Here is a 14,574-nt window from a genome sequence, read left to right as displayed (position 1 = left end):
TCTCCATGAACATTTAAACAAATTAAAGGTTAATTATGGAAGCTAATATTGCCGTAAAACAAATTCTGAGCGCATCAGTTCTTCTCGCACTGTCTCACTCTGCTGTCGCCAGTCATCATACCAATATTACTGATAGTTTAACTGTCAGTACCTCGCTAGGCTTATTAAATACAGAAGCAAATGAATATGTTTATGACAGCAATAATCGGAAAGTTAGTCAATTAGACTGGAAGACGGAAAACACCCCTATTATTAAAATGGATGTATCATGGGATCTGTTATCCCGTTTAACCTTAACGGCTCGTGGATGGTCTACATTATCTTCCAGCACAGGAACCATGGATGATTATGATTGGCTAAAGCCTGATCAAACCAAATGGACTGATTGGTCTCACCATGACAAAACCAATTTGAATTATGCTAATGAAATTGATCTTAATGCGAAATTTTGGTTTTTAAAGCAAAAAAATTATCGTATTGCGATGATGTCCGGTTATCAACGTAATAACAGCAGTTGGACCGCTTATGGTGGAAACTATAATTATGATAACGGTAAAAATATTTTTACAACTTCGGATACTGTTACCGTTATCGGATATAAACAAAAGTTTGATATGACCTATCTTGGCCTGGCGGGAAGCTATCATTATCAAAAATTTGAGTTTAATACCTTGCTAAAATACAGCCGTTGGGTAAATGCCAATGGGCATGACGAACACTATTCGCGCAAACTTTCATTCAAAGACAGCAACAAAAACTCTCGCTATTACGCCATAGTGGTAGATGCCGGATATTACATCACCCCAAGCACCAAATTATTTGTGGAAGCAGCCTGGAACCAGTACACCGAAGGTAAAGGAGCAACACAAATCCTCAACCGTACTACCGGCACATCTCAGAATCATGCTGATAGCTCCGGTATCGCTCAGAAAAACCACACCATCGGCTTTGGCCTGCTGTATAAGTTTTAACCCCTCACCTCATCATCACCAATTACAGCATCAATCTTGCTGACACGCCCCGTTTCAGCAAGATTGATGCTGATTTTGCAGTTTAAATGTCACTATTTTTTTCAACTTTATTTGAATTTTCACCACGAAGTTAAGATTAAATTGATTACCAAGCTTTTGTTTTTATTAGATATCGAGATCAACAAAAAAACCCTATCCCGTCACTGTTACATAAAGAAGTATTAACAATAGCGCACTAATTACAGTTTGTTACTGTGACCCAGCTCAAGTTTATCTCAGCCAAGCCGTTACTTGAATTACGCCTTCCCCTTTATTTAGGACGCTCTATGCTTGATTCCATTCGTTCACGTATCTTGGCTGCCTGCGTTATCATCGTGGCGGGCTCCCTTGCCATTAATACTTACTTTAACTACTCCGTTGCTAACAAATATAACAGTAGCGCAATCGATAACACCTTGAAGGCGGTCACCGCCAGTCATGGGGTTGGAATTGCCGATTGGGTAGCGATGAAGACACAAATGATCGTGTCTCTTAAAGAGAGCGCACTGGCAGCGGACCCTATTGCAGCCTTACGCCAGGTTGCTGCCGCAGGCAACTTCATTAATGTTTATATTGGTTACGCAAATAAGACGGCCGTTTTTTCTAATCCTGATGGTATTCCTGCTGGCTACGATCCCACCGGGCGCCCTTGGTATTTACAAGCAGTGAAAGCGGGTAGCCCGGTGGTGACTCCCCCTTATATTGATGCAGGGACTAATCAATTAGTTGTGACTTTTGCATTGCCTATTATTCAAGATGGCAGTGTGAAAGGCGTGTTAGCTGCTGATGTCACCATGGATAGCGTGATTGCTAACGTGAAATCCATCCATCCAACAGATGATAGCTTTGGTATGTTAATTGATGCGGATGGCACCATTATCGCACACCCAGATTCACAGTTAACCCTTAAGCCGTTGAGTGAGATAGCGCCAACATTGGATCTTAAAACGCTGCTAACTGCAACCTCCCCTACCGCTGCAGAGATCGGTGGCAGCACTAAGTTGTTGCTCGCACAAGCGGTACCTGGTACCCAGTGGTTTACCGTGGTCGCCCTGGACAAAGCCCATGCCACTGCGGGTATGCGCTCATTGTTGACGACATCTTTAGTCACCCTGATCGTCATTATCTTAATTGCTGTAGTCATTATTAGTCTGATTACGCAACGTGCGCTGACGCCATTGACACATGTACACCAAGCGATGGATGCCATCAGTTCAGGTACCGAAGACTTAACTCAGCGCTTACCGGTCGAAGGTCGCGATGAAGTCGCCAAAATAGCCCTTTCATTCAATAATTTTGCTGACAAGCTCAGCGGCGTCATGGCACAAATCCGCAATACCAGCGAGTCTGTCAGTATTGCCGCTAATGAAATTGCAGCGGGTAATCAGGATTTGTCGGGCCGAACAGAATCAGCCGCCGCCAGTTTGCAACAAACCTCGGCGGCATTAGAACAAATCTCAGCAACCGTGGCACAGTCTGCCAGTGCGGCAAGACAAGCCAATACAGCGGTGCTTTCTGCGGCTAATGATGCTTCTCGTGGTGGCGAGGTTATCGCTAAAGTAATTACTACAATGGAATCTATTGAGGCTGCTTCGGGCAAAATCGGCGATATCACCAGTGTTATCGATGGTATTGCTTTCCAGACCAATATTCTGGCACTGAACGCAGCGGTGGAAGCGGCTCGGGCTGGTGAGCAAGGCCGTGGGTTTGCGGTAGTCGCAGGGGAAGTTCGCACCTTAGCCCAACGCAGTGCGCAAGCGGCGAAAGAGATAAAAACACTGATTGACTCGACGGTTAGCAGTGTCGCCTCTGGCTCTGGTCAAGTGCGCCAGGCGAGTAATACCATGACTGAAATTGTGAGCAGCGTATCTGATGTCACGACAATAATGTCAGAAATCACTAACGCCGCAGATGAACAAATGCGCGGTATTCATGAGATCAACAGTGCGGTGACGCAATTAGATACTATGGTGCAACAAAATGCCGCATTAGTGCAGGAATCGACCGCAGCCTCTGCAGCATTACAAGCTCAGGCGGCTGATTTGACCAGTGCCGTCAACCAATTCAGAATCTAGCGCGCCAGTTCAATAGCATGTGCTTTTGTTGGTTTCAGCGGGTGACCTTTAACCCGCTGAAACACAACGCTATTCAAGTAATATTCGCGCACCAATTTTAAGCGGTGCAAAATTATCTCCCGCAACGCCTGCCTCGGTTAATGCGAGCTTCAATTGTTGCGGCGGCTCATCCAGTGATTCATCAGCCAACTCAAACACTCCCCAGTGGATAGGCACCGTCGTAGGCTGCTGTAATTGCTTAAATAACTGCACCGACTGCTGCGGGTCCATATGCTGCGCATTCATAAACCAGCGCGGGGCATAAGCGCCAATCGGTAAAGCGGCATAGTTAAATGGCCCCAATCTTTCACCAATACTCAGCAATTGCGGGCAATACCCCGTATCACCGGTGAAGTAGAAATTAATTGCATTGCGTTTAACCACCCAGCCTGACCACAAACTTTGGTTGCGATCCCAAGGTGTGCGCATGCTCCAATGGCGCGCGGGCACACAATGAAACTCAAATTCAGCCGCGAGGTGGGTGTCCCACCAATCCAATTCGTGAACATGGCGAGCACCGTGATGCAGGAACCAATTTTTCAGCCCCAGCGGAGCCAAAAATATCACGTCGGGGAATCGACGCAATAACTGGGTGATGGTCGTGACATCCAGATGGTCATAATGATTATGGGAAATCACCACCACATCAATATGTGGCAAGGCCTTTACGCTGGCCGGTACCGGTGTTCTGCGGGCTGGCCCGTAAAAATTGAGCGGTGAAGCCCGATTGGAAAGCACCGGATCAAACAGAACAGTTTTGCCGCTAACGCGCAATAATAACGAAGCATGGCCCAGCCACCATAATGCATCTTGTTGACCGCTAAAATCTGCCCGTTGCCACCAGTCCGCAACAAACTGCTCATACCCTTGTTGCGGAGGCTTAGGCAATGACAGGCGCTTTCGTTCCTCACGCCAGCGTTTCAAATCTTGCGGATGGTGGACGACTGGCTCCAGATTTTGAAAACCAAACTCGGTGTGGTGTGGCTTACTGGCATCATAATAAGGGTTTTTCTTCGCCATTTTACATCCTTCACTGCCAGCCACTGTTGCAGCCAGAAATATTCATGGGCCATGCCCGTAACCGCCCCACATGCCCAATATTGATATCTGAGCACAGCGAGCCACAAATCTTAATGCTGATAATGATATTTCAGGCGACTGATTAAAATCTTGCCACACCTATCACGGTCATGATTGACGCAAGCGTGCATTATCACTCATTCGTATTCTTATGGATATTTTGTTTTTTACCGAATATTCCCACCCACCGCTAATTTGATTCATATCAACTTTTACTGTAATACGCGCCGTTTCAGGCCACAAAACCCTTTTTCGTGATCAATCACTCATTTTTAAAAACGCCGTACCCTTATAAAGAAAACGATTATCCATTATTAATGAAACATTGTTTTAATTTGAGGTGGCGGTAAAAATGAGTAAAACGATTACAACAAGACACACACTGGCGTATGGGAGCGCCAACTTACTGGGGAGTGGGGCGCTGGCAATCAGCGGTGCCTGGTTGATGTATTTCTACACTACTTTTTGCGGCCTTTCTGTCGTCGAAGCAGCCACTATCTTTTCAATCGCCAGTATTCTCGATGCAATCAGCAACCCGGTAATGGGTTATATCACTGATAACTTTTACAATACTCGACTGGGCCGCCTGTTTGGCCGCCGTCGCTTCTTTATCTTGTTAGGTATTCCACTGGTATTGGTCTATCCAATGCTTTGGATGAGCGGGTTTGGTTTCTGGTATTACCTGCTGACCTACGCATTGTTTGAACTGATTTACACTTCCATCATGGTGCCTTATGAAACACTGGCCACCGAGATGACAACCGACTTCGCCAAACGCTCGAAACTGACCGGTTCTAAAGCCATTTTCGGCAAAGTTGCCAACTTCCTGGCAGCCTTTATCCCCGGCCAGTTTATTGCTATCTATGGCAAAGATTCGGCAACACCTTTCCTCTATACCGGTATCGCTTATGGTTTGATTATGTGCTGCGCCATGATCTGGCTTTACAGTTCATCCTGGGAGCGCCCGGCCAGCGAAGTCGTCAGGGAAACTACCAGCAGTTTAGGTCAGGCCTTGAAAAAACTCTGTATTGATATGGCCTCAACTTTCCATCTGCGCATTTTCCGCAAACATCTGGGTATGTATTTGTTCGGCTTTGGTGCTGAATGGCTGTTCGCATCTGCATTCACCTACTTTATTATTTTTGGCTTAGGTCAGGATGCCGCGCTGGTTTCTCAACTCAATAGCTTCAGTTCAATCATGCAGTTGATTTCTACCGCTATCTTTATCGGTATTTGCGTCAAAATGGGCTTTGCGCGCCCGTTCCGTATTGCTCTGCACGTCGTGATTGTGAGTGTGATTGCCTATGCGGCACTCTACTTCACGGGCTGGTCTCAGGCCACCACCGTGATTGTGCTGTTCTGCATCACTGCTGTTTTCGGTTTAAGTACTGGCGGTATCTACTACATTCCCTGGACGGTTTATACCTTCCTGGCGGATGTAGACGAAGTGCTGACTGGCCGCCGCCGTGAAGGGATCTATGCTGGAGCCATGACGTTTGCCGGTAAGATGGTGCGTTCGATTATCGTCTTCGCTATGGGCTGGACATTAAGCCGCTTCGGCTTTGTCTCCGGGCAATCGAGCCAGCCAGAAGTGGCGGTGCAAGCCATTGTCGGTGTCTTTGCCATTGGCGTTGTCTCACTGGCCCTGGTCGCTATTTATTACACCACGCAGATGAAACTGGACCGCAAGAATCACAAGATCCTGCTGGAAGAGATTGATCGGATTAAAAGTGGCGGTGCTATGGCCGATATCCCGGCTCATGCCAGAGCAGTGGCGGAAGAACTCACCGGCTGGAAGTATGAGCAGTGCTGGGGGAACAACCCTCTTGGCATGAAAGAATCATCGAATGTGATACCTAAGCCGGTCACTGAAAGCTAATGGAATAAGATTGTCACCCCAAACCGCAGCGGCCCGACTGCGTTGCGGTTTGGTTTCCTCGCCACTCCCGACACCGCTTTTCCACAGTGTAAATTATTCACTTACCCGCAAATTTCAGCAGGTTTTATACCAATATCCGATTACTATAAGCCTACGAACACTTATTTTGCTTTTTGCACATGGATAAAAGATTGCTGAAACATTTCTCCCCTCCGCTACTGGCCGCAGCTCTGTTCGCCATGCCATTACACAGCTATGCCAACACCGAGCTTTTGACATCACAAGTTGTTGATCAATATGCCGAACATATCTTCTATAACAGCGGGGCTATGGGGATGGCGCTAGTGGTTATTGATAACAATCAGGTGGTCAACCGTAGTTTTGGCGAAACCAAACCCGGTAACAATCTGCGCCCACGGCCTGACTCATTGATCCGCATTGCCTCTATTACCAAGCTGATGACCAGTGAAGTGATGGTCAAACTGGCCGAGGACGGCACGGTAAAACTGACTGATCCTTTGCAGAAATGGGCGCCTAAAGGTGCCCGAGTCCCGGCTTATAATGCTAAACAGCCGATTACTCTGCTCAATCTGTCCAGCCATACCAGCGGTCTACCGCGCGAACAGCCCGGCGGCCCACAAAAAAGGCCGGTATTTACCTGGCCGACCAAAGATAACCGCTGGCAATGGCTGAAACTGGCTAAGGTCACAGTGCCACCCGGCGTCAAAGCGGCTTATTCCAATTTAGCTTACGATTTGCTGGCCGATGCGCTCTCTCGCGCTTCCGGAAAGCCTTATACCAGTCTGCTGCGCGATAAAATCACCGCACCGCTGGGCATGCGTAACACCACCCTCACCCCAACGGCTGAACAATGTAGCCGTTTGATGGTCGGCGTGGGTAGCAGTCGCTGTGAAAACACCATTGCTGCGGCGGGCAGCGGCGGGGTTTATTCAACACCAGAAGATATGCAGCGCTGGATGCAGCAATTCCTGGCTTCCAATAACAGCGCGCGCAAAAGTACCGCTAAACGCGAGCAAGCACTGTATTTCCAACGGCGCGATTTGGTTTCATTAAAAGGTATGGATGTTGCTGGTCAAGCTGATGCACTGGGGCTAGGTTGGGTCTACATGGCACCTAATGCCGAACTGCCGGGTATCATGCAAAAAACGGGCGGCGGTGGCGGGTTTATTACTTATATGGCGATGATCCCGGAGAAGAATATTGGGGTTTTCGTGGTGGTCACCCGTACGCAACTGACTAAGTTCACCAATATGAGTGATGGTGTCAATCGGTTGGTCGCTCAATTAGCCAAGAATAGCTGACACCAGCAGCGGCAGAGAGAAATCCTGCCGCCATGCAAATTTGTCGGAAAGCAAAAAGCCCGTTATCTTATGCAGATAACGGGCTTTTAATTGGTGCCGGCACCAAGAGTCGAACTCGGGACCTACTGATTACAAGTCAGTTGCTCTACCAACTGAGCTATGCCGGCGTAATTTGGCGGAAGGATAGAGATTCGAACTCTAGGACCTGTTACAGTCGACGGTTTTCAAGACCGTTGCCTTAAACCACTCGGCCATCCTTCCAATGAGCGGGATTATCATCTATAGCGTGATGATATGTCTAGTGTTTCATTCAAAAAAAATTGGAATTTAGTTCGTTTGGTTAAACTTCACGCCAAAACTGGTCAAAAAAAGTCAAAATGGTTAAAAATACACCCGCGTTATGCGATGATGCCCGCAACCAAAATCCCCAATAAAATTGACCGCTAGCCAATTAGCAGGCACAAAAAACGCGGCCAAGTGACCGCGTTTTATCAGAACCTATCCTGTCAGCAGGATTAGAACTGGTAAACCAAACCAACCGCTACGATATCATCAGTATTGATACCGGCATTTTTAGTAAAGGTGTTTTCATCCAACAGGTTGATTTTGTAATCAACATAGGTGGACATGTTTTTGTTGAAGTAGTAAGTCGCACCGACATCAACATATTTCAGCAGATCCTGGTCACCATAGCCGTTGCCAAGGTCTTTACCTTTAGATTGCAGGTAAGCCACGGATGGGCGCAGGCCGAAATCAAACTGATACTGAGCCACTAACTCGATGTTTTGCGCTTTGTTGGCAAAACCGGAGTCATCATTTTTGAAGTTACCGAAGCGAGTCAGGTTGTAAGTCTGGGCATAAGTTGCAGCCAGATAAACATTGTTCGCATCGTATTTCAAACCGCCAGAATAGGCATCAGCACGGTCACCATGACCAAATGCCAGGTTATTTTGGTCATCGGTACGTTTAGAACTGCTCATTGCAGCAGCGGCACTCACACCCCAGCCCAGATCATAAGATACGGACATACCGTAACCGTCACCATTCTGGCCTTGCACATCACGGCCATTGTTGGTTTCTTCAGGGCCGCCATTTTTACCCTGATATTGCAGAGCAAAGTTCAGACCATCCACCAGACCAAAGAAGTTGGTGTTACGGTAAGTCGCCAAACCGTTAGCACGTTGCGACATGAAGTTGTCCGCACCGTAAGTATCACCACCGAACTCTGGCAGCACGTCAGTCCAAGAAGTTACGTCGTACAGCACACCGTAGTTACGACCGTAATCGAAAGAACCGTAGTCAGCAAATCTCAAACCGGCAAAGCCAATACGGGTAAAGTTACCTTGGTCTTGGTCTTCTGCTTTATTTAAATTTGCCTGATATTCCCACTGGCCGTAACCAGTCAGTTGATCATTGATTTGTGTTTCGCCTTTCAGGCCAAAACGCATGTAAGACTGGTCGCCATCTTTACTATTGTCGTCAGAAAAATAATGCAGACCATCAACTTTGCCGTACAAGTCCAGTTTGTTGCCGTCTTTGTTGTAAATTTCAGCCGCGCCTGCACTACCGGCAACTAATAAGGCGGGAACCAGCAGGGAAAGAACTCGAAGTTTCATCGTTATTATCCTCTAATTATTAGGTCTAACTATGCCACTGCTCTTGCGAGCATATAATCCCAATAGGGTTACGCTATTGTGGTAATAAGATTCGGATTAATCTATACAGAAAATGCTACGAAGTCTCGGATAATGTTTCATAACTCCAAAAAGCATTTCAAAATGTAAATACCAGCGAACTTTCACAGAATTTAAAAACACGACAAATATAGCACTCATAATCAAAATAAATTAATTATCCATATAAAACAAATATTTATGAAAACACTAAAACAGCACAAATTGACAAGTGACATCTGCAAATCAGGAACTATAATAATCGCGCTATCATCATTATTTTACTATTTCCTTCATTGTGGCCCCAGCGGCCAGATAATTCGTTAGTGTTACGGCCGGTCTTTGACCGGCTTTTTTATTGCCTGCAATATATATAATTCAGTATATTTATAATGGCGGGTATATTTACAAAATGAAATGATAGCCAAGAGATATAGTTTCATGTTTTTATTTAAGCACGAATAGCTTAAGTTGTTAAGAATAATAAATAGCCAGATAGCTTAACTATTACCCGACTATTTATTGGTTTTAATTCATATTTTTCTGCAGATAAATGCCCTATTTGGCCCATCCCCGGCACAAATAGGGGCAAAAAATGCGGTAATAATATTAACGCTCTCTCAATGATTCCTTCACTTTATTCAGCGGTTTTATCAGATAATCCAAAACTGTTTTTTGCCCGGTTTTAATTTCTACGCTGGCCACCATGCCCGGTAATATTGGGAATAATTTGCCAGCCTTATTAGTCAGATCAGCCCGATTAGTGCGAACATAAATGCGATAGTAAAACTGATCTCGTTTGACCTCATCCTGCAATGTGTCCGGTGACACGGTTTCCACGACCCCGGTCAGATTGCCGTAGATGGATGAATCATAAGCGGTTATTTTGACTGTCGCCGGTAACCCTGGCCGGATGTAAGCAATATCGCGCGGGTTGATACGCGTTTCGATCAGCAGTTGCTCTTCGATGGGGACGATTTCCATCAGTTTGCCACCGGGCTGTAACACGCCGCCAACTGTTGAAACCTGAATATCTTTAACGATCCCACGCACCGGTGAAATAAGCGTGGTTCGCGTAAGCTGGTCTTGCTTACCGGAAACCACCTGCAACTGTGCGTCTAAATCTGCATTATTCTTGACCTGCTCTTCTCTGGCTCTAACGGCATACAGGTTGCGTGCTTCATCAATTTTACCGCGCAAGTCACTTATCTGGCGTTGTAACCGAATCACCTCCACCTGACTGGCCGCCCCTTTAGCCACCAGCGGCTCAGTCATCCGCAACTCTTGCTGCACCAGTTTCAGGGATTGCTGTAAATTGCTCACGGTTTCATTGAGGTTCTGCCGCCGTGAAAGATAAAATTGCGTTTCCCGTGCTACCAACTCCGGTTCTTTTAAAGTGTCCGCACTGAAAGCCAATGCGGCTCCCGTTAGCTCGGCCCGTAGGCGTTCCGATGACGCGCGCAATGTCCGCACGCGGGCGGCAGCCTCACCATAATTAGATTGAAAACGGGTTGGATCGAGGCGAGCCAGAATTTGTCCTTTATTAATGATGGCCCCTTCATGTACCAATAACTCATTGATAATGCCGCCATCAAGGCTTTCTATTAACTGCGCGCGGCTGGATGGTGTGACTTTCCCAGTGCCCACCGTGACCTCATCGAGAATGGCGAAATAAGCCCAAATGAACATCACAATCATCCCAACCAACATCAGCCAAACAATGGCTGACATGCGCCGCTCCTGATGCGCCCTCTCTTGTTGCAGGCTTAGACTGCTCATGGCTCACTCCTGTTAGGCAGCACCTTGTTGCGATTTATTCGCCATTGAATTGAGGATATGGTCGCGTGGGCCATCGGCCACCACCCGCCCGTTATCCATAACAATGATGCGATCTACCAACTTTAATAACGCTGGTCGATGAGTCACCAACACCAACATGCGGCCATCTAACCAGGCATGCATCTGACGAATGACATAATCTTCCAAATACTCATCCATTGACGCAGTGGGTTCATCCATCAAGACAACTTGTGGATTACGTAGAATCATGCGGCTCAGCAATACCATTTGGCGCTGTCCACCCGATAACCCCTGCCCACCTTCATTAATAATCCGGTCAAGACAGGCTGCATCCTGTTGCACCATCGCTATCGCACCACTGATCCGCAGCGCCTGTATCATCTCCTGCTCCGTGGCATGCGGGTGCCCCAGCATCAGGTTTTGCCGAAGTGAGCCAAAGAATAGGCGGGAGTCCTGCGATAAAAATCCCAGCTGGCGGCGTAAATCAGCTGGTTCAATGCGTTTGATATCCACGCCATCAATCACTACTTTGCCCTGTGTGGCACTGGCCTGACCGGCCAATAATTTCAGTAAGGTGGATTTACCTGCCCCCACCTTGCCCAGAATCGCCACTTTCTCCCCCGGCTTGATTTCCAGTGCAGCGATGGCAACCACGTTTTGCCCTTTTTCCTCATCATAGGTGTACTGCACATTACGCAATTGGTAGTGACCGTTCAGTATTGGGCAATGCGCCAACTCCCCCTCCTCGGGGCGATCTAACGGTTTTTTAAGCAGTTCATTCAGGCCGGTCATGGCACTTTTTGCATGCTGCCAGCGCGAGAAAACCATGGTCAGTTGCATTAATGGCGCGATAGTTCTGGAAGAGAGCAAGCTGCTGGCGACCAACGTACCGGTGGTTATCTCACCAGCCAGTACCAGATAAGTGCCAAAAACCAACATTCCGGCATAAGTTAATTGCGATACAGTCGATGCCCACCCGGTCAGGCGCGCTCCCCATAGCCGCTGTTTCATCCCGACAGCAGCACTCACCTCGTGGGTTTGCTCCCATTGGCGCTGGAAATAAGGTTCGGCCTGTAAAGCTTTAATATCTTCAATACCTTCAATGGTTTCGACCAAAATGGCATTGCGCAGTGCTCCTTCCCGCATGCCCTCTTTCGCCAGTTTCGCCATCGGGAATTGAATCAATAAACCGGGGATAACAATGAGTGGAATAGCTAAAAGCGGAATGACCACCAGCGGGCCACCGATAAAGGCCATGATCGCCAGAAACAGCAGGACAAACGGCATATCTGCCGCCGCCCCTACCGTGGTGGAAGTCAGCAGTTCACGCACCTGATCGATTTCACGCAACTGGGAAATAAAGGATCCCGTCGATTTAGGGCGTGCTTCATTCTTGATGGCCATCGCCCGCACAAATAGCATCGACGACACATTAAGGTCGATTTTTTTACCCATCAAATCAGAGATCTGAGTGCGAGTCAGCCGGATGATATATTCCATAAATGCGGCGAGCAAAACACCAAAAAACAGGACCCATAATGTGGCGTAGGATTGCGCCGGGATCACCCGATCATAAACCTGCATTGAAAACAGGATCCCACCCAGCGCCAGCACATTACCCAGCACCGAAGCGAGTGAGATTTCCGCAATTTTGCGCCCGGCACCGCGAAAATTCTGCCAGAACCAGTGCTGCTGGTAAGGCCTGATAAATTCATCAATGCGGCTATCGCGACCACGGTTGGCAACCCCGACCATGACCACCCGCCCCTGGCTGCGCGCCACTAACTCTTCCAGGCTGGTTTCACGTACCACATCGCCGCCATCACTGAGCCAATAGCTCACCAACCCGTCGTCATTGATGTGTTCCAACACCGCCACACTGCCGGGTTCTAACTCCAGTAATACCGGCAGTAATTCATTGCGCCAGCGGACTTTTTTCAGCGGCATCACGTTGGTCTGCAAGCCCAGCAAACCACTGAGTCGTTCCAATTGACGTAAGCCACTTAATTGCTCAAACCAGCGCATTTGCTGGGCCAAAAAGTTCATATCAGCGGGTTTACCATAACGGCTGGCCACTCTCGCCATTGCTGTTATCCAGACCTCTGTTGGCGTAGATTGCATTGTCATGTTACCCCTGCCTTGTGGGCTATAATTTTTCCGGCGGTAAAGCGGCCTGTCATACCCTAAATAATTCGAGTTGCAGGAAGGCGGCAACTGAGTAAATCCCCTGGAACTTACATAAGTAAGTGACTGGGGTGCGCGAAGGCAGCCAACGCACATGCGGCTTGAAGAATGACGGGTATTAGAGAGTGGGTAACCTTTCACCACTCTGAGCAACCCGGTCAATTCCCAACATATCCACCAAATTATCGACGGCGGAGGCATAGCGCGCAGTGGCGTCCCAGCCGTCATACAGCGCCATCAGCCGCATCGAGTCGGCTTGTAACACATCCTGCTCCACACTCAGCAAGTCATTCAGGCTGCGTTTGCTTAACTTATATTCATCCTGATAGACACTGCGGGTGTGCACGGCACTTTGCAGTTGCTGCTCGCCTGCCTGTTGGCGCTGTATGGCACCAATCATGTCGGCATAAGCCGTGGCTGCTTTTTGATTCACATCCAGCTTGGCTTTTTCCACTTCAGCTTGCGCCGCAGCGCGCATACCCTCAGCAGCCCTGACTTTGGCACTGACCGCTCCCCCTTGATAAACCGGCGCTTCAACCGCCAGTTGCACCTGATCATCCCAATAAGAGCGTGATTCATTTTCGTAACGTGTTCTACCCGCCTGGATTTTTAAGGTGGGCCAGTGCTGCGCCTGACTTTGCCGCACCCGCTGCATCGCGGCCTGTTGTTTGGCCTCGGCACTGCGCACCGCGCTGCTGGCGTCATAAGGAATGGCATTCAGAGTGACTTTTTGTTTGAGCAGATCTTTGGGCAGATCCGGCAGGTTATCGGACACCACGCCAGTCAGCACCGTGAGTTGCGCCTGAGCCGAACGTTGCTGCGCCCGATATTGTTCCAGCGTCGCCACCATACCGGCGATGCGGGTTTCAGCTTGCAGCACATCAGATTGCGAACTGAGGCCAGCATCAGCTCTCAGTTGGGCGGTTTGTTTGACTTTCTCCAGAGAGGCAATATTGTTACGCGCCACCACACTTAACGCCTGATAGCGTTTGACTTGTAAATAAGCCTGAACCGTACTCAGCCCCACCGCAGTCATGGTGTTGAACAGGTCATAGCGATAGGCCTCCGACAAAGAGGCCTGCTCATCGATACTGCCGCCGGTTTTGCCAAAGTCATACAGCAATTGGCTCAGTTGGATTCCGGCTGACGCATTACTATTCAAGCTGCCCGCTGAGTCAGTTTGATGTGATTTCCCCGTGGTTCCTTGCAAAGAAATCTGTGGATACCAACCACTTTCGGCAACCTCTAAATCCCCTTTTCCCACTCTTATCTGCGCCGCCGCCTGTGCAATCTGTGGATTACGGGCGAAAGCACGCAAGATAGCCTCGCGCAAACTCAGCTCTGCCAGTTGCTCTTCGCTCGGCGCAGCTTGCCAGTTAAAAGCCGGTGCCGTCGTAGAGTCAGCCGCCTGTACTGAAGGCGGCCCCATCACCGATAACACCGTTATCATCCACCATGCGCCGGAGAGACTCCGGCTAGCAAAATACCCAGTTGTTTTTTTCATCGCCGACA

Annotated in this window: 9 protein-coding genes and 2 tRNA genes; 4 read left to right on the top strand and 7 right to left on the bottom strand. The window is 48.3% G+C overall.

Annotation, left to right across the window (positions count from 1 at the left end):
- The first annotated feature begins 35 nt into the window (after window positions 1-35).
- Together QSV56_RS01160 and QSV56_RS01155 are read left to right on the top strand one after the other, a co-directional pair.
- Window positions 36-971 carry an omptin family outer membrane protease gene (locus tag QSV56_RS01160; RefSeq protein WP_019083515.1) on the top strand — a complete coding sequence of 312 codons (936 nt, stop codon included), beginning with the start codon at window positions 36-38 and terminating at the stop codon, window positions 969-971.
- A gap of 326 nt (window positions 972-1,297) precedes the next feature.
- The gene (locus tag QSV56_RS01155; RefSeq protein WP_019082060.1) at window positions 1,298-3,085 is read left to right on the top strand and encodes a methyl-accepting chemotaxis protein; all 1,788 of its coding nucleotides are present in this window, start codon (window positions 1,298-1,300) and stop codon (window positions 3,083-3,085) included.
- Window positions 3,086-3,154: 69 nt separating this feature from the next.
- On the opposite strand, the gene QSV56_RS01150 is transcribed toward QSV56_RS01155, so the two are convergent.
- Complete coding sequence (locus QSV56_RS01150) at window positions 3,155-4,144, bottom strand: MBL fold metallo-hydrolase (RefSeq protein ID WP_019082059.1); 990 nt, start codon at window positions 4,142-4,144, stop codon at window positions 3,155-3,157.
- Window positions 4,145-4,556: 412 nt separating this feature from the next.
- On the opposite strand from QSV56_RS01150, the gene QSV56_RS01145 reads away from it, so the two are divergent.
- Together QSV56_RS01145 and ampH are read left to right on the top strand one after the other, a co-directional pair.
- Window positions 4,557-6,083, top strand: a complete 1,527-nt coding sequence (locus QSV56_RS01145) for an MFS transporter (RefSeq protein WP_301210308.1) — start codon at window positions 4,557-4,559, stop codon at window positions 6,081-6,083.
- Between the two features lie 179 nt (window positions 6,084-6,262).
- Entirely contained in the window at window positions 6,263-7,405 is a 1,143-nt protein-coding gene (gene ampH / locus QSV56_RS01140) for a D-alanyl-D-alanine-carboxypeptidase/endopeptidase AmpH (protein ID WP_005171542.1), read from the top strand.
- A gap of 91 nt (window positions 7,406-7,496) precedes the next feature.
- Here the strand turns inward: ampH and QSV56_RS01135 are convergent.
- From QSV56_RS01135 to QSV56_RS01110, 6 genes are all read right to left on the bottom strand, one after another.
- Window positions 7,497-7,572, bottom strand: a tRNA-Thr gene (locus QSV56_RS01135).
- 6 nt (window positions 7,573-7,578) lie between these two features.
- A tRNA-Ser gene (locus tag QSV56_RS01130) sits at window positions 7,579-7,666 on the bottom strand.
- 254 nt (window positions 7,667-7,920) lie between these two features.
- A complete protein-coding gene (locus QSV56_RS01125; protein WP_301210303.1) occupies window positions 7,921-9,021 on the bottom strand; it encodes a porin OmpC in 1,101 nt (366 codons plus the stop codon).
- A gap of 666 nt (window positions 9,022-9,687) precedes the next feature.
- Complete coding sequence (locus QSV56_RS01120; protein WP_026018275.1) at window positions 9,688-10,857, bottom strand: HlyD family efflux transporter periplasmic adaptor subunit; 1,170 nt, start codon at window positions 10,855-10,857, stop codon at window positions 9,688-9,690.
- 12 nt (window positions 10,858-10,869) lie between these two features.
- Window positions 10,870-13,005 (bottom strand): type I secretion system permease/ATPase, encoded by a 2,136-nt coding sequence (locus tag QSV56_RS01115; RefSeq protein WP_050122500.1) that lies wholly within the window; start codon window positions 13,003-13,005, stop codon window positions 10,870-10,872.
- Between the two features lie 175 nt (window positions 13,006-13,180).
- Complete coding sequence (locus QSV56_RS01110) at window positions 13,181-14,491, bottom strand: TolC family outer membrane protein (protein ID WP_227747490.1); 1,311 nt, start codon at window positions 14,489-14,491, stop codon at window positions 13,181-13,183.
- Window positions 14,492-14,574: the final 83 nt, after the last annotated feature.

The sequence above is a fragment of the Yersinia sp. 22-579 genome, from assembly GCF_030433455.1.
GTDB classification, from domain to species: Bacteria; Pseudomonadota; Gammaproteobacteria; order Enterobacterales; family Enterobacteriaceae; genus Yersinia; species Yersinia enterocolitica.
Note: the sequence above shows the minus strand (reverse complement) of the source record. Positions and strands in the feature narration are given on the sequence as shown.

Excerpts from the sequence above, each read along its gene's own strand:
- QSV56_RS01160 (WP_019083515.1), top strand. The coding sequence starts at position 36 with ATGGAAGCTAATATTGCCGTAAAACAAATTCTGAGCGCATCAGTTCTT.
- ampH (WP_005171542.1), top strand. The coding sequence starts at position 6,263 with ATGGATAAAAGATTGCTGAAACATTTCTCCCCTCCGCTACTGGCCGCA.
- QSV56_RS01145 (WP_301210308.1), top strand. The coding sequence starts at position 4,557 with ATGAGTAAAACGATTACAACAAGACACACACTGGCGTATGGGAGCGCC.
- QSV56_RS01125 (WP_301210303.1), bottom strand. The coding sequence starts at position 9,021 with ATGAAACTTCGAGTTCTTTCCCTGCTGGTTCCCGCCTTATTAGTTGCC.
- QSV56_RS01115 (WP_050122500.1), bottom strand. The coding sequence starts at position 13,005 with ATGACAATGCAATCTACGCCAACAGAGGTCTGGATAACAGCAATGGCG.
- QSV56_RS01110 (WP_227747490.1), bottom strand. The coding sequence starts at position 14,491 with ATGGGGCCGCCTTCAGTACAGGCGGCTGACTCTACGACGGCACCGGCT.
- QSV56_RS01150 (WP_019082059.1), bottom strand. The coding sequence starts at position 4,144 with ATGGCGAAGAAAAACCCTTATTATGATGCCAGTAAGCCACACCACACC.
- QSV56_RS01120 (WP_026018275.1), bottom strand. The coding sequence starts at position 10,857 with ATGAGCAGTCTAAGCCTGCAACAAGAGAGGGCGCATCAGGAGCGGCGC.
- QSV56_RS01155 (WP_019082060.1), top strand. The coding sequence starts at position 1,298 with ATGCTTGATTCCATTCGTTCACGTATCTTGGCTGCCTGCGTTATCATC.